At 56.0% G+C, this 17,917-nt stretch carries 18 protein-coding genes and 1 pseudogene; 13 read left to right on the top strand and 6 right to left on the bottom strand.

The genetic code is table 11. From position 1 onward, the window contains the following. Nucleotides 1–791, bottom strand: a 791-nt coding sequence (locus L1249_RS15495) for an RNA-guided endonuclease InsQ/TnpB family protein (RefSeq protein ID WP_235253719.1), incomplete at its 3' end; no start/stop codon positions are given. 147 nt (nt 792–938) lie between these two features. Then, nucleotides 939–2,537, bottom strand: a complete 1,599-nt coding sequence (locus L1249_RS15490; RefSeq protein WP_172416319.1) for a methyl-accepting chemotaxis protein — start codon at nt 2,535–2,537, stop codon at nt 939–941. Between the two features lie 203 nt (nt 2,538–2,740). Between L1249_RS15490 and L1249_RS15485 the strand changes: the two genes are divergently transcribed. The 6 genes and pseudogenes from L1249_RS15485 to L1249_RS15460 all read left to right on the top strand — a co-directional run bounded on the left by L1249_RS15485 (nt 2,741) and on the right by L1249_RS15460 (nt 6,664). Next, nucleotides 2,741–3,607 carry an MBL fold metallo-hydrolase gene (locus L1249_RS15485; RefSeq protein ID WP_235253717.1) on the top strand — a complete coding sequence of 289 codons (867 nt, stop codon included), beginning with the start codon at nt 2,741–2,743 and terminating at the stop codon, nt 3,605–3,607. Nucleotides 3,608–3,643: 36 nt separating this feature from the next. After that, nucleotides 3,644–3,760: a YgaP family membrane protein gene (locus tag L1249_RS15480; RefSeq protein WP_083602200.1), complete on the top strand. Its 117-nt coding sequence runs from the start codon at nt 3,644–3,646 to the stop codon at nt 3,758–3,760. A gap of 33 nt (nt 3,761–3,793) precedes the next feature. Then, nucleotides 3,794–4,255: a YeeE/YedE family protein gene (locus L1249_RS15475; protein ID WP_044630670.1), complete on the top strand. Its 462-nt coding sequence runs from the start codon at nt 3,794–3,796 to the stop codon at nt 4,253–4,255. Continuing rightward, nucleotides 4,252–4,674, top strand: a complete 423-nt coding sequence (locus tag L1249_RS15470) for a DUF6691 family protein (RefSeq protein ID WP_228169101.1) — start codon at nt 4,252–4,254, stop codon at nt 4,672–4,674. The genes L1249_RS15475 and L1249_RS15470 overlap by 4 nt, the downstream gene beginning before the upstream one ends. A 141-nt stretch (nt 4,675–4,815) precedes the next feature. Next, nucleotides 4,816–5,187 (top strand): annotated as a pseudogene (locus L1249_RS15465) (response regulator); the annotation flags it as partial. A gap of 454 nt (nt 5,188–5,641) precedes the next feature. Further along, nucleotides 5,642–6,664 carry an IS110 family transposase gene (locus L1249_RS15460; RefSeq protein WP_044630514.1) on the top strand — a complete coding sequence of 341 codons (1,023 nt, stop codon included), beginning with the start codon at nt 5,642–5,644 and terminating at the stop codon, nt 6,662–6,664. 1,145 nt (nt 6,665–7,809) lie between these two features. Here the strand turns inward: L1249_RS15460 and L1249_RS15455 are convergent. From L1249_RS15455 to L1249_RS15440, 4 genes are all read right to left on the bottom strand, one after another. Beyond that, nucleotides 7,810–8,391: an REP-associated tyrosine transposase gene (locus tag L1249_RS15455; protein WP_228169123.1), complete on the bottom strand. Its 582-nt coding sequence runs from the start codon at nt 8,389–8,391 to the stop codon at nt 7,810–7,812. A 390-nt stretch (nt 8,392–8,781) separates the two neighbouring features. After that, nucleotides 8,782–9,564 (bottom strand): thiol:disulfide interchange protein DsbG, encoded by a 783-nt coding sequence (dsbG, locus tag L1249_RS15450; RefSeq protein WP_044630386.1) that lies wholly within the window; start codon nt 9,562–9,564, stop codon nt 8,782–8,784. 52 nt (nt 9,565–9,616) lie between these two features. Next, a complete protein-coding gene (locus L1249_RS15445; RefSeq protein WP_044630385.1) occupies nt 9,617–10,432 on the bottom strand; it encodes a TlpA disulfide reductase family protein in 816 nt (271 codons plus the stop codon). A 98-nt stretch (nt 10,433–10,530) separates the two neighbouring features. Continuing rightward, nucleotides 10,531–12,291, bottom strand: a complete 1,761-nt coding sequence (locus L1249_RS15440; RefSeq protein WP_044630384.1) for a sugar phosphorylase — start codon at nt 12,289–12,291, stop codon at nt 10,531–10,533. Between the two features lie 260 nt (nt 12,292–12,551). Between L1249_RS15440 and nrdR the strand changes: the two genes are divergently transcribed. The 7 genes from nrdR (at nt 12,552) to L1249_RS15405 (ending at nt 17,911) form a co-directional block, all read left to right on the top strand. Next, entirely contained in the window at nt 12,552–13,049 is a 498-nt protein-coding gene (nrdR, locus tag L1249_RS15435; RefSeq protein WP_044630383.1) for a transcriptional regulator NrdR, read from the top strand. Then, nucleotides 13,049–14,197, top strand: a complete 1,149-nt coding sequence (ribD, locus tag L1249_RS15430) for a bifunctional diaminohydroxyphosphoribosylaminopyrimidine deaminase/5-amino-6-(5-phosphoribosylamino)uracil reductase RibD (RefSeq protein WP_058578376.1) — start codon at nt 13,049–13,051, stop codon at nt 14,195–14,197. Before nrdR ends, ribD begins: the two co-directional genes overlap by 1 nt. A 72-nt stretch (nt 14,198–14,269) precedes the next feature. Beyond that, the gene (gene ribBA / locus L1249_RS15425; RefSeq protein ID WP_058578375.1) at nt 14,270–15,436 is read left to right on the top strand and encodes a bifunctional 3,4-dihydroxy-2-butanone-4-phosphate synthase/GTP cyclohydrolase II; all 1,167 of its coding nucleotides are present in this window, start codon (nt 14,270–14,272) and stop codon (nt 15,434–15,436) included. Nucleotides 15,437–15,440: 4 nt separating this feature from the next. Continuing rightward, nucleotides 15,441–15,929: a 6,7-dimethyl-8-ribityllumazine synthase gene (ribH, locus tag L1249_RS15420; RefSeq protein ID WP_044630380.1), complete on the top strand. Its 489-nt coding sequence runs from the start codon at nt 15,441–15,443 to the stop codon at nt 15,927–15,929. Next, nucleotides 15,926–16,429 (top strand): transcription antitermination factor NusB, encoded by a 504-nt coding sequence (gene nusB / locus L1249_RS15415; RefSeq protein WP_044630379.1) that lies wholly within the window; start codon nt 15,926–15,928, stop codon nt 16,427–16,429. The genes ribH and nusB overlap by 4 nt, the downstream gene beginning before the upstream one ends. 34 nt (nt 16,430–16,463) lie before the next feature. Further along, entirely contained in the window at nt 16,464–17,441 is a 978-nt protein-coding gene (gene thiL / locus L1249_RS15410) for a thiamine-phosphate kinase (RefSeq protein WP_058578374.1), read from the top strand. After that, nucleotides 17,438–17,911: a phosphatidylglycerophosphatase A family protein gene (locus tag L1249_RS15405; RefSeq protein WP_044630377.1), complete on the top strand. Its 474-nt coding sequence runs from the start codon at nt 17,438–17,440 to the stop codon at nt 17,909–17,911. The genes thiL and L1249_RS15405 overlap by 4 nt, the downstream gene beginning before the upstream one ends. Nucleotides 17,912–17,917: the final 6 nt, after the last annotated feature.

Raw genomic sequence — 17,917 nt, 5'->3', positions numbered from 1 at the left:
CACAGGACTTGGTTTTCGTTAATGAGTGCGCGGGTCGCTTTGTGGGTAGCGTCACGGCGACAGTCGGCGATCTTGGCATGTAGCCGTGCCACTTTCCAACGGTGTTTGTTGCGGTTGTTTGAACCTGTCTGTTTTTTCGCCAACCGGCGCTGCAAGCAGGCCAGCTTCGCCTCGTAGCGTTTCAGGTGACGCGGATTGCCCGATTTTGCGCCGTCACTGGTAATGAACAAATCGCTCAAGCCGAGGTCAATGCCGACCGTTTTGCGCGTGACCGGAAGCGCTTTTGGCACGAAATCACACAGACAACTGATGAAGTAGCGTCCAGCACGATCGCGTGAAATCGTGATGGTAGAGGGTGCAGAGGGTAGTGACCGGCTCCATCGGATGGGTAACCGCGTCTTCGCTTTTGCGATAGTGATCTCACCATCCCGATAGCGGAACGCGGCCTTGGTCAGCCGGATCGACTGCCGGCAATCCTTGCGCTTGAAACGTGGGTAGCGCGCCTTGAGCTTTGGGTTGAAGAAGTTGTCGAAGGCGGCTTTCTGGTCGCGGAGCGTTTGCTGCAGGATCACGCTGGAAACATCCCGCAACCACGGAAACTCCGCCTTTAAGCCCACCAGTCGCTTTTCCGCCGATGAGTGCGAGACCGATTCACCGCGCTGCTGATACGCCTCGGTGCGATAGGCCAGGGTATTATTCCAGACAAAACGGGCACACCCGAACGACTGCGCCAGCAGCTCAGCCTGTTCGGAGGTGGGGTAGAACCGTTCTTTGTAGGCACGCTTTGTCATGCTGTATAAATATCAGGGTAATGAGGCGAAGTCAATTTGGCACCGCTACGCGGTGCGCGCTTGTATCACCGCCCGACTGGGCGATGCTTTACGCGCTGTTTGGTAAGGTAAGCAAGCCCCCGCCTAATTGGGCGGGGGCAATGCCTATTAAAAGTCGCTGAAGGAGGAGTGAGCCGCTGGCGCGGCAATAGCAGGCTGGTGCGCTTCTTTATTTAACTTAAAGTTAGTCACCAAGTGGCGAAGCTGGGTGCTCAGCTGTGCTAGCTGCTGGGTAGCATGGTTACTCTGCTGTACCAGCCCCGCGTTTTGCTGAGTCATTTGATCCATTTGAGTAACTGCCTGATTGACCTGCTCGATACCGCTGCTCTGCTCAATGGTAGCGGCGGAGATTTCTTGGACCAGAGCACTCAACTGTTGAATATCTTCAACGACGCCTGTAATCACCTTGCCGGTATTGCTCACTTGGCGGCTGCCTTCTACAACTTGGGCGTCCGCATTTTCAATCAGCCCCTTGATCTCTTGCGCGGCAGAAGCAGAACGGCTTGCCAGCTGGCGCACTTCGTTGGCGACGACGGCAAATCCACGGCCTTGCTCCCCGGCACGGGCAGCTTCCACCGAGGCATTTAGCGCCAGAATATTGGTCTGGAAGGCGATGGCATCAATGGTGTTCACGATGCTGCTCATTTGGGTAGCGCTTTCGTTGATAGTAGCCATCGTAGTAATCACCGATGCCATGGCATCGCTACCACGTTGGGCGCTCTCAGCAGTTTTAGTGGCTAGTGTGCGGGCGTGATCGGCATGCTCGGCATTCTGTTTTACTGTCGCCGTCAGTTGCTCCATGCTGGAAGCTGTTTCGGCAAGCGATGCTGCCTGCTCTTCAGTGCGGGTAGAGAGCTCTTCGTTCACGCCCACAATTTGCTCTACCCCGTTATTCACTTGGTCGGCACCGTGGTGTATGTCGCTAATGGTGTCGGCTAGGGTCTCGCGCATGCGGTTAATATCATAAAGCAAACTTTGCTGATCGTTAGTTGAAAGGGACGCGACTTGGGTCAAATCCCCATCGGCGATATGGCGCACCACGGAGGCCGCATAGCGTGGGTCGCCACCTAATCGACGAGCAACATCACGAATAACCCAGCCCATCAACAGAGTCACCGGTATACCAATCACTAACAAAACAATCGCTGAGCGGATTAGCCCGGAGATAAAGGCAGCGTTGATGTCATCCACGTAAACTCCCGCCGCCACCGACCATCCCCATTCCGGTAGATGCGCGACATAGCTAACCTTCGGCACTTGGCCGTCACCGGTAATACGGCGTGAGAAGTAGTCCACATGACCGCCCCCAGCCTGAGCAACGTTAAGAAACGCAGCGTATAAGCGTGTACCGCTAGCGTCTTGATAGCTGCTCATATCTTCGCCTCGGGGGCGATTGGGGTGAGACACAATGTCGAGATTATTATCAAAAGCAAAGACATATTCGCCGTCGCCAAAGCGTACGCTGGCAATATTATCAATGGCCCGCTGCTGTGCTTCCGCTTCTGTCAGTTCACCAAGCTCAGCACGTTTTTGTAAGGCCTCAAGCTGCCCATGAACGCTTTTTACAATGTGCTCAATACTGGCGCGACGCTCGTTTTCAAGCGTTTGGCGGTTTTCCCACGCCAACCAGCCTACTAATAGCAGCATCGCTATCCAAATGATGCCAAGTGTGCCCCAAAGCTTCTGCGTCGTTGTCAAACGTTTCATGATGTCCTTGTTAAAAAATTCCAATTAGTAATTAAACCCTGATCTCTATCGGCCAGAATTTTTTATACCTTAGGCTAATTAATAAAAAATGTCTGATCTATGATACCCTTTAAATTCAAAAATGATATAAACATATAATTTTTGTTGCGCTACACTCGCTGTATAGATCCACTGTTAGCAGTCCATCCCCAGGAGGCTCCAGAATGCAGCGCCCTATCGTTACCCACTTCTTTGATGAACCAACCAATACGTTCAGCTATGTGGTGCAAGACCCCGATAGCAGCGCGTGCGCCATTATCGACTCTGTTCTGGACTTTGATTACGCGGCAGGGCGCACTGATATTCGTTCAGCTAATCAAATTATAGCGTTTGTCCGTGAAAAGCGGCTGGAAGTGGCTTGGATATTGGAAACCCATGTCCACGCCGACCACCTCTCCGCTGCGCCGTATCTGCATGAGCAGTTGGGAGGCAAAACGGGCATTGGTGCTCATATCGTCGAGGTGCAGGAGATTTTTGGTAAAGCGTTTAATGCGGGCACCGAGTTTGCCCGAGATGGCAGCCAGTTTGATGCGTTATTCAATGAAGGCGATACCTTCACGATTGGCTCGTTAGAGGGGCGTGTACTGCATACGCCTGGACATACACCTGCCTGTTTGACCTATGTGATCGGTGATGCCGCCTTTGTGGGCGATACCCTGTTTATGCCGGATTACGGCACCGCGCGCTGCGATTTTCCTGGCGGCGATGCTCGCACGCTCTACCACTCTATTCAGAAAGTACTGTCTTTGCCCGAGCAAACGCGGCTGTTCTTATGCCACGACTACAAAGCGCCGGGGCGAGACACCTATCAGCATGAAACCACCGTTGCCGAACAGCGCCAGGCCAACGTCCATGTGCACGACGGCATTAGCGAGGAAGAGTTCGTCAAAATGCGTACCGAACGGGATGCCACGCTGGGAATGCCACGTCTGATTATTCCTTCGGTACAGGTCAATATGCGGGCCGGCGAGCTGCCGCCCGCCGAAGATAACGGTCAGGTATACCTAAAAGTACCAATTAACAGGTTTTAAGCGGCGGTGGGTTTAGTGTTAATCGTGCTGACCTTGATGGGCACGATTGGTGTATGGGGGTGGATAGGGGTCGCGCCGTTGGCAACGGGGCTATTCAATTTCTGCCCGGTGTATTCGCTCATGGGTATATCCACCTGTAAAACCAAGCGTTAGGCAACGAGCGTTGGGTAACATAAGGAGCTAGATGTGGACTGGATAGCGAGCCTGCACGGGCTAGTGGGCGGTGTGCTGATTGGACTTTCAGCAGTGTGGCTGATGGGCGCACTAGGCCGCATTGCCGGTATCAGCGGTATCATTGGCGGTTTAATTACTCAGCGGCCTAAAGGAGACAGTGCTTGGCGGGTAGCGTTTTTAGCGGGGCTAATTAGTGGCCCGCTGCTCGTCATGGCCGTTGGGGGTGGGCTGGGGAACGTGGCAGGCGTGCCCAGTGCGGTGATTGGTGAACCTGCAGGCGGTGTGCCGCTTATGTTGTTAGCAGGCCTGCTGGTGGGGATAGGCACGGGGCTTGGCAGTGGCTGCACCAGCGGCCATGGCGTATGTGGCTTGGCGCGGTTAGCGCCCCGGTCTATGGCGGCTACTGGAACCTTCCTGGTCGCGGCCATCGCGACGGTCTATGTGGTACGGCATGTCATCGGAGGTGGGGTATGAGCACACCGGCCGTCAAAACCGCAGCGGGATACCTCGCTGGCCTGCTGTTTGGTTTGGGGCTCGCGATTTCCGGCATGACCGACCCTGCGCGGGTACTCGGCTTTTTAGATATTGCCGGTGCCTGGGATCCCACGTTGATGTTTGTACTCGGGGCCGCCGTAGGCACCACCTTTGTGGGCTACCGTTTAGTCTTCGCCCGCGGCACGCCGCTGTTTAGCACCAAATTTCAACTGCCGACCAAGCAAGAACTTGATGCCAAGCTGCTAGGCGGAGCGGCGCTGTTTGGGGTGGGGTGGGGGCTTTCCGGCTACTGCCCTGGGCCTGCCATTGCCTCCATTGGTGGGCTAACGCTGCCGCTGCTTGCACTGTTGGCGGCGATGGTGCTGGGCTGGTTTATTGCCCAGCGTATCGCTCGCTAAGTGAGCAACTCCGTTCACGATGACGCCCTTACTTTCCCTGGTAAGGGCGCTTTTTTTGATCTGGTGCAAGGGTTTGGCCAAAGGGCTTAACGTTCGGTTAATGCACGTTTGTCATGCTGCTTCCATCACAAGGAAACCGCTATGCACGTCCTACTCATAGAAGATGATCCACTGGTGGCCTCGGGTATTCGTTCTGGGCTGATGATGTACCACTTCGTTGTGGAGCACGTTACCTCGGTGCAGGCTGCGCGTCAGGCGATGCAAAGTGTCGCCAGCGACGTGGTGATTCTTGATCGTGGACTACCCGATGGCGATGGCTTGGCGCTGCTGCAATCCTGGCGCGATGAGGGCGTGACGACACCTGTGCTCATGCTGACTGCCAGGGATGCCGTGCGCGACAGAGTGGGTGGGCTGCAAAGCGGGGCCGATGATTACCTAGTGAAGCCCTTTGATTTAGATGAGCTGGTGGCAAGGCTACATGCGCTACTGCGGCGCGTAGCCGGGCGCAGCCAAGTGAGCTTCAGCTCGCGACGATTAGGGCACCTCTGCTGCGGCAGGCTAAGGGCGGCTTTCGCCGCCGTCGCCCAATAAATTGGCCTCCCACATCAGGCTCTTCACCCCTCAAGCAGTCAGGTGTGGGAGGGAGCTTCAGCTCGCGATGATGAGGGCACCACTGCTGCGGCAGGCTAAGGGCGGCTTTCGCCGCCGTCGCCCAATAAATTGGCCTCCCACTGTCGAGTATGCCGCTGTTCGATAAGTGACCTTCCCTCCCGAGCTATTGGGTTGGGCCAATAATACGGAGCTTCTACTGTGCAAAGGTTTTGTTCTGTTGAAGGCCAGTATTATCTGAGGAGTAGGTAATGACTGTGTGGGAAATGGGATGGACCCGTCCTTCTGTGCCAAGATGAAGAAGCACTTCATCTAACGTGCGCAGGGCACTGACGGCATCTTGAAAGAGGATCCATCCATGAACAACATTAGCATTGTGGGTATTGATCTTGCCAAGCATGTTTTCCAACTTCATGCGGTCGATAATCGTGGCCATCAAGTGTTTAGCAAAAAGGTTAAACGTGATCAGTTAAGCACCGTGATCGGGAACCTTCCGCCCTGTCTCGTGGCCATGGAAGCATGTGGCTCCGCTCACTATTGGGCACGTGAAATCCGGCAGCTGGGTCACGAGGCACACCTGCTTCCCCCGCAGGCCGTCAAACCGTTTATTCAAGGCCATAAAAATGATGCGCGTGATGCCGCCGGTATTGCCGAGGCGGCAGCACGTCCAGCGACAAGGCGCGTGGCGGTGAAAACGCAGGAACAGCAGTCACTACAAGCACTCCACCGGGTGCGCAGCCGCCTGGTGCGTGCTCGGACGGCCGTTGGCAACGAGCTGCGCGGGCTGTTAAATGAGTTTGGCATCATTGTGGCCCAAGGCCACCGTGTCATCCGACAAGGCGATATACGTCGATTACTAGACGAGCGTCACACTCAGTTGGGAACCGCCTTGTGTGACGTCATGCATGACCTCCTAGACGAGTGGCAAGCACTCGACACGCGCATCGCCGAGTACGATAAACGGCTCGGCGCGTATGTTCAGGCCACTCCCAGCATGAAGCAATTGATGAGCGTTCCAGGCATTGGCCCTGTCAATGCCACGTTGCTCTTCAGTCATATGGGGGATCCCAAGCGCTTCCCTAATGGACGGCAATTTAGCGCCTCCATTGGCTTGGTCCCAAGACAGTACTCAAGTGGCGGCAAGAACATCTTGAAAAGCATTACCAAACGCGGCAATAGCGAGGTCCGCCGTCAACTGGTTCATGGGGCGAGAGCGGCGTTGAGGCAGTTTCAACGTCAAGAGCACCCCGACCGATTAGCGCAATGGATCATTCGGTTGGCGGCACGGGTAGGCCAACGCAAGGCGATTGTGGCCTTGGCGAACAAAATGGCGCGAATTTGCTGGTCGATACTCGCTCATCAACGCTCTTATCAAGCATAGAAAAGTGAGGCAGCTGCCTCGACGAGGCCCTTAGAAAAAAGTCATATTGTTGTTTGAAGTAAGCACACCCGAGGTTGCGTGAGTAAGGCAATTGATGGCACACAGGTAAGACCGACTCTCTGTCACTCTGTGAAGCTCGGAGGCCCAATGAGAGGCCGCGTGGGAGATTAAGAGCAGAGAGTGCGCATTCCATCAGGGCCAGATAGCAGCGCTATCATCAAAGGCCGGATATAAGCGTGCAGTCCTCATCCGTGTCCATCTCGTGGCTTGCTTGCTCAACGGGATGGGTCCATATAAGGGAGCTTCAGCTCGCGACGATCAGGGCACCAGTGCTGCGGCAGGCTAAGGGCGGCTGACGCCGCCGTCGCCCAATAAATTGGCCTCCCACTGTTGAGTTTGCCGCTGTTCGATCAGTGATCTTATCTCTCTAGCTATTGGCTTGGGCCAATAATACGGAGCTTCTGCTGTGCAAAGGTTTTGTTCTGTTGAAGGCCAGTATTATCTGAAGAGTAGGTAATGACTGTGTGGGAGGGAGCTTCAGCTCGCGATGATTAGGGCTTCAGTGCTGCGGCAGGCTAAGGGCGGCTGACACCGCCGTCGCCCAATGAATTGGCCTCCCACTGTCGAGTATGCCGCTGTTCGATAAGTGACCTTCCCTCTCGAGCTATTGGGTTGGGCCAATAATACTGACCTTCTACTGTGCAAAGGTTTTGTTCTGTTGAAGGCCAGTATTATCTGAAGAGTAGGTAATGACTGTGTGGGAGGGAGCTTCAGCTCGCGACGATTAGAGCACCAGTGCTGCGGCAGGCTAAGGGCGGCTGACGCCGCCGTCGCCCAATGAATTGGCCTCCCACTGTCGAGTATGCCGCTGTTCGATAAGTGATCTTATCTCTCTAGCTATTGGGTTGGGCCAATAATACTGACCTTCTACTGTGCAAAGGTTTTGTTCTGTTGAAGGCCAGTATTATCTGAAGAGTAGGTAATGACTGTGTGGGAGGGAGCTTCAGCTCGCGACGATTAGAGCACCAGTGCTGCGGCAGGCTAAGGGCGGCTGACGCCGCCGTCGCCCAATAAATTGGCCTCCCACATCAGGCTTTCTAATCGACAAACAGCTGGTTGTTTACACTTGTATTCTAGGATGTGACTTATAGCCAAATAGCATCCCAATAGCTGTACTTTCCTATATCTTCGACCAAATTGGCTCTTAGAGGATTGGCAACGATATATCTAGCAGCTGCTTTTAGCGATGCTTCATCTTTAATCATTCGATCGTGAAAGCCATCTTGCCAAAGACGCCTGCCAATATTCAGCGATACGTAAGCCTTATAACGTCTCACAGCCTCAGAAAGGTCGCCGTTTAGCTGAAGCAACCAATGGATATGGTCTGGCATAACAACAAAAGCAAAAGTTGTCGCCAGCTCGCTCACGCGAGGGTGGTAAAAGTGCCTGGATGCACAACAGGCAGTATGAAAATTAGTAAAAACCTGCTGACGATGGCGGGTCGTCGCAGTGACTAAGTAGTGAGCATTCGGGATTGATTGCCTCCCTTGGCGAAGCAGATGGCTCCTGTTCATTATATGCTCCCTATAATTTTTAATTAACTTAGCACATGCTGTGTAGCATTTTCTGTAGGAGGGAGCTTCAGCTCGCGATAATGAAGGCACCACTGCTGCGGCAGGCTCAGGGCGGCTGACGCCGCCGTCGCCCAATAAATTGGCCTCCCACATCAGGCTCTTCACCCCTCAAGCAGTCAGGTGTGGGAGGGAGCTTCAGCTCGCGACGGTTAGGGCACCAGTGCTGCGGCAGGCTCAGGGCGGCTGACGCCGCCGTCGCCCAATAAATTGGCCTCCCACATCAGGCTCTTCACCCCTCAAGCAGTCAGGTGTGGGAGAGAGCTTCAACTCGCGATAATGAAGGCACCACTGCTGCGGCAGGCTAAGGGCGGCTGACGCCGCCATCGCCCAATAAATTGGCCTCCCACATCAGGCTCTTCACCCTTCAAGCAGTCAGGTGTGGGAGGGAGCTTCAGCTCGCGATGATGAAGGCACCACTGCTGCGGCAGGCTAAGGGCGGCTTTCGCCGCCGTCGCCCAATAAATTGGCCTCCCACTTCTTTTGTTAAGGCGCTTCGCTACCCATCATCTCAATGAGGCGTTCTTGGCTGGGGAGGCCTTGGATTCGGTCAATACGCACAGTGCCGCCTTCAGCCTCACGTTGGAAAGCGCTGGTGGGGGTGGCGTAGAGGCCTAGCTCTTCAAAGAGCTGGTTGTTGGCATATACCTGCTCTTCGATATCCCGTGGCTGTGCGCTGGGGGAGAGCTCATCACCTTCACTGTGACGGTGCAGGGCAGCGGAGGGGTCGTCAGCGCCGAGAATGGTAGCGGCTAACGCAGGGCTATTGGGGGCGAGAATACCGACCATAATATGGCGTAGCTGAACCTCACCAGCCTCTACCCAGGGGCGTGTTTGTTGCCACAGCTGACGGCAGTAAGGGCAGTTGGCGTCGGTGAAGGTGTAGATGACGCGTGGGGCATCCGGGTCGCCATCCTGAATCCAGCGGCTCTCTTCAAGCAGCTTCCAGGTTTCGGCCTCTAAGGGTGCCCGTACGTGCTCGTCAAGCTGTGCCTCAGTCATGTCGCTGCCTTCGCTGTCTACCAGCGTGCCAATAATGGCGTGTTCTCCATCAGGTGTTAAATAAATCGCCATATCTTGCCCTTGCACGCTGGCCCCAAAGCCGCGCATTCCGCCCGGCGCATCAAACTGCCCATGGATCGTTAAGCCCTGGTTGGCCAGCGCCTGCACGGGGGCTGGTAGCTCGTCGGCATGGCTGGCTGCCGCTGCGCTACCCAGCGCGGCAAGTAAAGCGAAACGGCCAACATGGGGTAAGAAAACACGTTGCATAGCACTATCCTTATGAAAACGGCTTGGTGTGGGTGCCGCGAGGCAAAATATATTAGCGAATACGCGAAAGGCCATCTTGCAAAGTGGCGCGGGAAAGCTCGCCAAAATGGGTGCTCACGAGCTGTCCATCCGCGTTGTAGTAAAGCGTTGTGGGCATGGCATGGGCTCCGGTGGTTTGACCCAGGGCATTGCTCGGGTCTTGCCATACATTCTTCAAATCAAAGCCGTGTTCGCTCATAAACGCATGAATGTGTTGAAGGCTTTCACCTTGGTTAACGAACACAAAGGTAATGTCCTGCGCTTGTTGCTGGGCCTCTTCAAACACCGGCATTTCACGAATACATGGCGGGCACCAACTTGCCCATAGGTTAACTACCATGGGCTTTTGCTCCTGCTGAGCAAGTTTGGGCAGGGTAATAGGCTCGCCGTTGAGCGTAGCAAGCGGAGTAGTGGGCAGTGGGCGTGCCTGCTGTTCGATCAGTAGCGTACTGCCAGCTGTCAAGCCCCAGGCTAAACCGCCTACCAAAAGCGCCCCGGCAAGCGGTACTCGTTGGCGCGGTGAGCGCCATATTGCCCATCCAGCGTAGCTAAGGCCCGCCACTATACCACCGAGTATATCGAAGCCGCCATCGCGAATATCTAAGCGCGATAGCATGCTGTCATAGTCGCTCCAGTAACGCACAACAAAGACGAGGCGTGCGGCCACCAGCGCCACAAATAGCAGGGTAAATAACGTATCGCTGACCGCCACGCGATGCCGCTGGCCAATAAGCGCACCCGCTAGCAGGGCCAGTAAAAAGGCAAATCCAATCATCAATTGATGCAGACTAAACCCCATGGGGCCAATCGCAACACTTTGCTGCAACATAGTCACTCACGCTTTCACCAGTGGTTTAGCGTAAGTGTGTCAGAACAAGATTATTTAACGATTATCTCTCGTTGCCCTGAGTCGTTATGTCGCAAGCCTTATGCTTCAGCAGCCAGCCAGCGGACGGCATAGGGCGGCAGTGTTTCTTCGTGGTGAGCTGTCAGCGGGTCTAGCGGCTGCCAGTGGTACTGGGTAAGCGCTTGGTTCAGGGCATCGCCTGCGTGAGCGAGATCAAACTTAACATCGGTGACGTTATACAGCGCGAGTAGGCGTCGCCCGTTACGGAGTGGCCCGCGCTCAATGGCTAGCAGCTCGGGTGGCGTTTCTATCACGCGCTGCGGGGCGTTGGGGTGAAAGCAGGGCTCTTGGCGACGCTGCACTAGTAGCCGGTGCAGGGCATGGAAAACGTCATGGGTGGGGGTGGAAGGGCTCTCCAGCAGCAGTGCCAGCTCATCAAGCTGCCAGCGGCGACGGTTAATCGAGCGTAAGCGGCCGCTGCGCTCCACACCTTCGACATCATTTAGCGTGCCGGTGAGCGTATGGATATAGAGTGCGGGTATTCCTTGTAGGCTGAGCATGATCGCTTGGCTGCATAGAAAGCGCGCAATTTGCCACGGGTCTGGCCCGCGGCGGGTGCCGCACATGGCCTCAAACCAGGTAATGTTAATTTCGTAGGGTGTGTCGCTGCCATCAGGGTTGCTGCGCATGCTGACAAAGCCACCAAAACGATGCATCAGTTCCAGCAGTGCGTCGCGTTCATGGTCAGGCAACAGGCCTTCTAACGGCCGTACGCCAATACCGTCGTGGCTCGCGGTGAAGTTTAAGTAGGTGCACTGTTCAGGCAGCACCGGCAAGCTGTTTAACCACGTTTGTATCGTCGTCGCTTCGCCGCGGGTGAGGGTGTGCAGCAGCAGGGGCGGCAGGGCGAACTGGTACACCATGTGGGCTTCATCGGGCGCGCCTTTCGCTAATCGCTCCAAGCCAAAGTAGCTGATGTTTTCGGCATGGGGCACGTTGGTTTCGGTGATCAGCAGCGTGCCGGGGGCTATTTCATCCACGATGGCGCGAAGTAAGCGCACAACGGTATGGGTTTCCGGCAGGTGAATGCAGGAGGTGCCCAATCGCTTCCACAAAAACGCCACCGCGTCCAAGCGAATAATGCGCACCCCTTGCTGTAGGTAGAACAGCAGAATACCCACGAACTCTAACAACACATCCGGGTTTTCGAAGTTGAGGTCTATTTGGTCTTCCGAGAAAGTCGCCCACACGTGGCGCGTACCCCGGCGCGTAGAGATCGGCACTAGAAGTGGGCTACTGCGCGGGCGGGTGACTTGGGAGACATCGGTATCCGGATCCACTTCGATAAAGTAGTCGCGACCGGGCAGGCTGCCGGTCAGGTAATCCACAAACCAGAGCGACTCTCTGGAGACATGGTTCAGCACTAAATCAGCCATCAAGTCATAGTGGCTGGCTAGCGTTTGGATATGCGCCCACTCGCCCAGCTCGCTATTGACCTCGCGGTAGTGAATCACCGAAAAGCCGTCGTCGCTGCTCCAGGGGAAAAAGGGCAGTACGTGAACCCCGCTAATGGCATCCCCCAGATAGCGCTGTAGAAAAGTATCCAGCACCGCTAAAGGCGGCGTACCTTCATCCAAGATGGAATCACCGTAACAAATGACCCACTGATCTTTTTCGCTCCATGTTGGTGCGTCGTGGCCCGCCGTGTTAGCGGGTGGGGAAGCCGTCGAGGCGGTACGAAAATTCGCAAGATGCTGGCCAATACGCCGCTGTACTTCCCCCGCACGGGGGCCATACAGGTGGGTAAGGTAGTGGTGAACGGTCTGCTCGAAAGGGGTCATAAAGGGCGTCCTATAAATCAACCTTCGACAAACGCTGCAGCTTGTGTGCCAAATCGTTACAATACCGTGTTGATACGCGTTGTATAACACAGCTACGCCCTAAGGGCAGCGATAAGGCTGCCGCTGACAATAGGCGATAAAACAGGTTATAAAATGGCGAATAACGGGCAGGGCATGGAGCCTTGTAGCGCTTTTTATTCGTACAGGCTGACACGCTGCACGCACAGCTACTAGTGCGTACTGATAATAGGTTGACTGCCATGCATTGCCCTTTTTGTGGTGCAAATGATACCCGAGTGACAGATTCCAGGCTGGTGGCGGAAGGCGACCAGGTGCGCCGCCGCCGTCAGTGTGCCAACTGCCAAGAGCGTTTTACGACTTATGAAACCGCTGAGCTGATTATGCCGCGGGTGGTAAAATCCGACGGCTCTCGCGAGAGCTTTAATGAGGCGAAACTACGCGACGGTATGCTGCGCGCGCTGGAAAAGCGCCCGGTAAGCGCTGAAGCGATTGAAGTGTCGGTAGAGCGTATTCGCCAGACGCTGCGCGCCCGTGGCGACCGTGAAGTCAACGCGCGTGAGATTGGTGAAGCGGTGATGAAAGCGCTGCGTAGCTTGGATCAAGTGGCCTATATTCGTTTCGCCTCGGTATATCGTAAATTTCAGGATTTAGACGAGTTCCGGGCGGAAATCGACCGCCTCTCCCAAGAGCCCACGGATGAGCCAGAGGGCAGTGGGACACAGCACGGAGCATCGTAATGGGTGAATTCTCCACCGCCGACTATCGCTACATGGCTCGCGCTATCCAGCTAGCCAAACGCGGGCTTTATACCACCGACCCCAACCCCAGGGTGGGGTGTGTGATGGTGCACTTTGATGGCAGCGCGGAAGGCAGCATTGTGGGCGAGGGATACCATGTGCGTGCGGGAGAACCCCATGCAGAAATTCACGCCCTAAAGGCGGCAGGCAGCGCCGCCCAGGGTGCCACCGCTTATGTCACGCTAGAGCCTTGCTCACATACCGGGCGAACAGGGCCCTGCGCGGTGGCGCTGGCGCAAGCGGGTGTTGCGCGCGTGGTGGTGGCGATGGGGGACCCTAATCCCCAGGTCAGCGGTGGCGGTATTGAGTATTTGAAAGCAGCAGGCATTCAGGTGCAGGTAGGCCTGTTGGAAGCAGATGCCCGGGCGCTGAATCCGGGCTTTATTTCCCGTATGGAGCGTCAGCGCCCCTTTGTGCGGCTGAAAATGGCGATGAGCTTGGATGGCCGTACCGCCATGGGGTCGGGGGAGTCCCAGTGGATTACCGGCCCGCAAGCGCGCACCCAAGTGCAGCGGCTGCGCGCCCGCTCAAGCGCTATTCTGAGCGGCGTGGAATCTATCATTATGGATGATTCACGCTTAACGCTGCGTGCCGACCAACTGGCACTGGATAACGCCGCCGAGATCGTGCAGCGCCAGCCGCTAAGAGTGATCTTGGATTCGCGCCTTCGTTTACCGCTTGCCGCGGCCTGCCTACGAGAGCCAGGGCGCACGCTGATTATCACCACCGATCAGCATAGCGAAGAGAAACGGCGTAAACTGGCGGCGGCGGGTGCTGAGATTCAGGTGCTGCCTGCCGAAGGCGGTCGTATTGCGCTGGCTGACATGCTGCGTTGGCTGGCGGATAATGAGCAGGTTAACGAGCTGTTGGTAGAGACCGGCGCAACGCTAGCAGGAGCGTTACTGGAGGCGAATTTAGTCGACGAGCTGCAGCTATTTGTCGCTCCTACGCTATTAGGCGGTGAAGCAAGGCCACTATTTGCACTGCCGGGAATTACCCAGATGGCCGATCAGAAACGCTTGACGATTAAAGAGTCGCGAACCGTTGGGCAAGACTGGTGGATCACCGCCACCCCTCACGCTGACTAGCGCAAGCCGTCATTGCAAGGTACCCTGACGCCCGAAATCGCATACGATGCGACCACATTTTTTGGAGATTCCATGGCGCACTCCTCTTCTGAGGGCTTATCCCCTATCGCTGAGCTGGTGGACGATATTCGCCAGGGCAAAATGGTGATTCTCATGGATGATGAGGATCGCGAGAATGAAGGTGATATCATCATGGCCGCCGAAATGGTGAAGCCTGAGCATATCAACTTCATGGCACGCTACGCGTGCGGCTTGATCTGTATGCCGATGACCCGTGAGCGCTGCGAGCAGCTCAACTTGCCGCTGATGGTACGGGACAACGGCTCAGGCTTTGGCACCAAGTTCACGCTCTCTATTGAGGCAACCGAAGGCGTCACGACCGGTATTTCAGCGGCTGACCGCGCGCGCACTGTGCAGGCAGCCGTTGCACCGAATGCCAAGCCTTCGGACATCGTTCAGCCAGGGCACATTTTCCCGCTGATGGCCGAGCCGGGCGGCGTGCTTCGCCGTGCCGGTCATACGGAGGCGGCCTGTGATTTGGCAGCGCTGGCAGGCTTTGATCCCAGCGGTGTGATTTGTGAAATTATGAACGATGACGGCAGTATGGCGCGTCGTCCGGAACTGGAAGTGTTTGCGAAGACGCATGGTATTAAGATGGGCACCATTGCCGATCTGATCCACTACCGTATTGTGAACGAGCAAACGGTGGACCATATAGAAACCTCTCAGGTGTCGACCGTTCACGGCAAGCTTGCGCTACATGTGTTCCGTGATCGTATTCAAGGTGCGCACCATTTGGCGCTGGTAAAAGGGCAGCCGACGCCGGAGCAGGCCACCACCGTACGTGTGCACCTTGCCGATACGCTGCGCGACGTGATGGGCTTAATGAAGGGTGAGCAGTGTCGGTGGGATGCCAACCGCGCTATTCATGAAATTGCCCAAGCCCAGGCCGGTGTGTTTGTACTGATTGATGATGGGCGTCCTAATCAAGATTTGAAAGACCAGCTAGATATCTTTCTGGATCGCGTACGCCAGCCGCGTACCAACGACTCAGACGGTTCTGGCAACTACTTAACGATTGGTACTGGCTCGCAGATTCTGCGCCACTTAGGCGTTGGTAAAATGCGGCTACTCAGCTCTCCGTGGAAATTCTCAGCGCTCTCTGGGTTTGGTCTTGAAGTAGTCGAGCGCCTGGGGCCCAATGACACGGCGTATGAGCCAACTTTTCAGCAGGAATAAATTGATGCAACCCCTTTCGCAAATTGAAGGCACTTTTGTAGACGTTGATGGACGCTATGTCATCGTGGTGGGCCGCTTTAATCACCACGTGGTCGATAGCTTGGTGGAAGGTGCCGTCGATAGCCTGACACGCCACGGTGTGGATGTGGAAAATATCCATATCGTTCATGTGCCGGGCGCGTGGGAACTGCCCCTGGCCGTGAAGCGTGTACTCAATGTGATGAAGCCGGATGCGGTGATTGCCCTCGGTGCGGTCATTCGTGGCGGCACGCCACATTTTGAGTACGTGGCGGGTGGCTGCAACACGGCTATTAACCATCTCCAACTTGAGTTTGATACGCCCGTAGCCAATGGCGTATTAACCGTTGAGTCTATTGAGCAAGCCATTGAGCGTGCAGGCACCAAAGCCGGTAATAAAGGCACCGAAGCGGCGATGGCCGCGATGGAAATGGTGTCTCTACTGCGCGCGTTGCCGGTAGGAGACTCTCAATGAGCGAGCGTCGTGAGCGCAAGCCCTCTGCGGCACAGCAGGGGCGTCACGCCGCAAGGGAGTTAGCGGTACAGGGGCTTTACCAGTGGCAGATGACCGGTAAGTCCATTACCACGATTGAAGCTGAGTTTCGTAGCCAAGTGGCTGACGATGACTTAGAAGATCATGAGAACTGGGTAAAGGTCATGGAAATCGCGGACAAAGCGCTGTTCCATGAGCTACTGCATAACACGGTGCGTTTCAAAACCGAGCTGGACCGTGAAATTGCCCCATTGCTTGATCGCCGTTTGGAAGATTTGGACGCGGTGGAGCTGGCGATTCTTCGTCTCGGCGCTTACGAGCTTTCCCGGCGAATGGAAGTGCCTTACCGCGTAGTGATTAACGAAGGCGTTGAGCTGGCAAAATCATTTGGCGCCACCGACGGCCATAAATACGTGAATGGCATTCTCGATAAGCTGGCAAACCGCTTACGAAGTGCCGAAGTCAGCGCCCGCCGCTTGTAAGCGGGCCGCCTGATCAAGCGTTTAAGGGGCCTTTGTGCTTGCCGAATTCGATCTGATTCGACGTTACTTTATGTCGCCGCAGGAGGCACAAGCGACAGATGGCGTTGCCCTAGGATGCGGCGATGACGCCACTCTATTGGTACCCCAGGCGGGGCAGCAGCTGGCGGTGAGTGTTGATACATCCGTCGTCGATGTACACTTTCCCCACGATGCCCCCGCCTATGCGATAGGACACCGGGGGTTAGCCGTGGCACTCAGCGACTTAGCCGCGATGGGGGCTCAGTCGCGCTGGTGCTTGATGGCTATCACCTTGGATCAGCGCGCCTTTAAAGATGACACTGCCGCTGAGCAGTGGCTTGCCGATTATGCCAGCGGTTTTCACACGCTTTGCCAGCAGCACGCGACGACACTCGCTGGAGGCGATGTTACCTCTGGCGCGCTCAGCATTAGCGTCACCGTGATGGGCGAAGTGCCTACTGGCACGGCTATAACGCGTTCGGGCGCGCAGGTGGGCGATGTGGTGGCCGTGACCGGTGCATTAGGTGGCGGTGCTGGCGGGCTAGCGTTGTGGCAACAGGGTGAACGCGACCTGAAACACCCGTTGCTACAGCGCTATCTCTTGCCTCAGCCCCGGCTAAAGGCCGGCATTGCGCTACGCGGATTGGCCACAGCGGCGATGGATATCTCCGATGGCCTGCTAGCGGATCTGGCGCATCTGCGGGAAGCGTCCCAGGTAGGTGTCGCTTTGCAGCCCGACTCGCTACCCCTAGCCGAAGGATTAGCCGAAGTGCTGGGCAGCGAAGCGGCCTTAACCGCAGCGCTATCTGGCGGTGATGACTACGAACTGCTGGTGACACTACCTCCCTCCCAGGTTGCTCAAGCGCAAATGCAGCTGGCCGAGTTAGGCCTTTCGCTTAGCATTATTGGCCGCTGCACCGAAGCGCTTGGGGTGGCGGGAGTGCCTGTAGAAGGGGCGACTGGCTGGCAGCATTTTCGTGGGGGTGACCAATGAACCGAGCACCGGCGAGCGTCTGGCGGCGCCCCACCCACTTTTTTGCTTTTGGCCTCGGCAGTGGCACGGTGCCTTGGGCACCGGGTACCTTTGGTACTCTGGCTGCGATTCCTTTCTACTGGATGATGGCCGACCTGACGCTAGGCTGGTACCTAGGCATTGTGCTGGCAGCCTTTGTGGTTGGCGTATGGCTTTGCGATAAAACGTCTCATGACCTGGGGGTGCATGATCACTCAGGGATCGTATGGGATGAGTTTGTTGGTTACTGGATTACCATGGCAGCGGTTCCTTTCTCCTGGGAGGCAGCGCTGTGGGGGTTTGTGGTATTTCGCATCTTCGATGTCTTTAAGCCATGGCCCATTCGCTGGGCTGACCGCCGAGTAGCCGGTGGCTTTGGCATTATGATTGATGATGTGATGGCAGGGGTCTACGCCTGGAGTACTATGCACCTTTGGTTTTGGCTGCATTAAGTTAAG

It is taken from the genome of Halomonas sp. Cn5-12 (assembly GCF_021532545.1).
Lineage (GTDB): Bacteria > Pseudomonadota > Gammaproteobacteria > Pseudomonadales > Halomonadaceae > Vreelandella > Vreelandella aquamarina.
Note: the sequence above shows the minus strand (reverse complement) of the source record. Positions and strands in the feature narration are given on the sequence as shown.

What these genes read in the sequence shown, in the direction of transcription:
- L1249_RS15490 (WP_172416319.1), bottom strand. Translation starts at nt 2,537, where the DNA reads ATGAAACGTTTGACAACGACGCAGAAGCTTTGGGGCACACTTGGCATC.
- L1249_RS15485 (WP_235253717.1), top strand. Translation starts at nt 2,741, where the DNA reads ATGCAGCGCCCTATCGTTACCCACTTCTTTGATGAACCAACCAATACG.
- L1249_RS15480 (WP_083602200.1), top strand. Translation starts at nt 3,644, where the DNA reads ATGGGCACGATTGGTGTATGGGGGTGGATAGGGGTCGCGCCGTTGGCA.
- L1249_RS15470 (WP_228169101.1), top strand. Translation starts at nt 4,252, where the DNA reads ATGAGCACACCGGCCGTCAAAACCGCAGCGGGATACCTCGCTGGCCTG.
- L1249_RS15460 (WP_044630514.1), top strand. Translation starts at nt 5,642, where the DNA reads ATGAACAACATTAGCATTGTGGGTATTGATCTTGCCAAGCATGTTTTC.
- L1249_RS15455 (WP_228169123.1), bottom strand. Translation starts at nt 8,391, where the DNA reads ATGTGGGAGGCCAATTTATTGGGCGACGGCGGCGTCAGCCGCCCTGAG.
- dsbG (WP_044630386.1), bottom strand. Translation starts at nt 9,564, where the DNA reads ATGCAACGTGTTTTCTTACCCCATGTTGGCCGTTTCGCTTTACTTGCC.
- L1249_RS15445 (WP_044630385.1), bottom strand. Translation starts at nt 10,432, where the DNA reads ATGTTGCAGCAAAGTGTTGCGATTGGCCCCATGGGGTTTAGTCTGCAT.
- L1249_RS15440 (WP_044630384.1), bottom strand. Translation starts at nt 12,291, where the DNA reads ATGACCCCTTTCGAGCAGACCGTTCACCACTACCTTACCCACCTGTAT.
- nrdR (WP_044630383.1), top strand. Translation starts at nt 12,552, where the DNA reads ATGCATTGCCCTTTTTGTGGTGCAAATGATACCCGAGTGACAGATTCC.
- ribD (WP_058578376.1), top strand. Translation starts at nt 13,049, where the DNA reads ATGGGTGAATTCTCCACCGCCGACTATCGCTACATGGCTCGCGCTATC.
- ribBA (WP_058578375.1), top strand. Translation starts at nt 14,270, where the DNA reads ATGGCGCACTCCTCTTCTGAGGGCTTATCCCCTATCGCTGAGCTGGTG.
- ribH (WP_044630380.1), top strand. Translation starts at nt 15,441, where the DNA reads ATGCAACCCCTTTCGCAAATTGAAGGCACTTTTGTAGACGTTGATGGA.
- nusB (WP_044630379.1), top strand. Translation starts at nt 15,926, where the DNA reads ATGAGCGAGCGTCGTGAGCGCAAGCCCTCTGCGGCACAGCAGGGGCGT.
- L1249_RS15405 (WP_044630377.1), top strand. Translation starts at nt 17,438, where the DNA reads ATGAACCGAGCACCGGCGAGCGTCTGGCGGCGCCCCACCCACTTTTTT.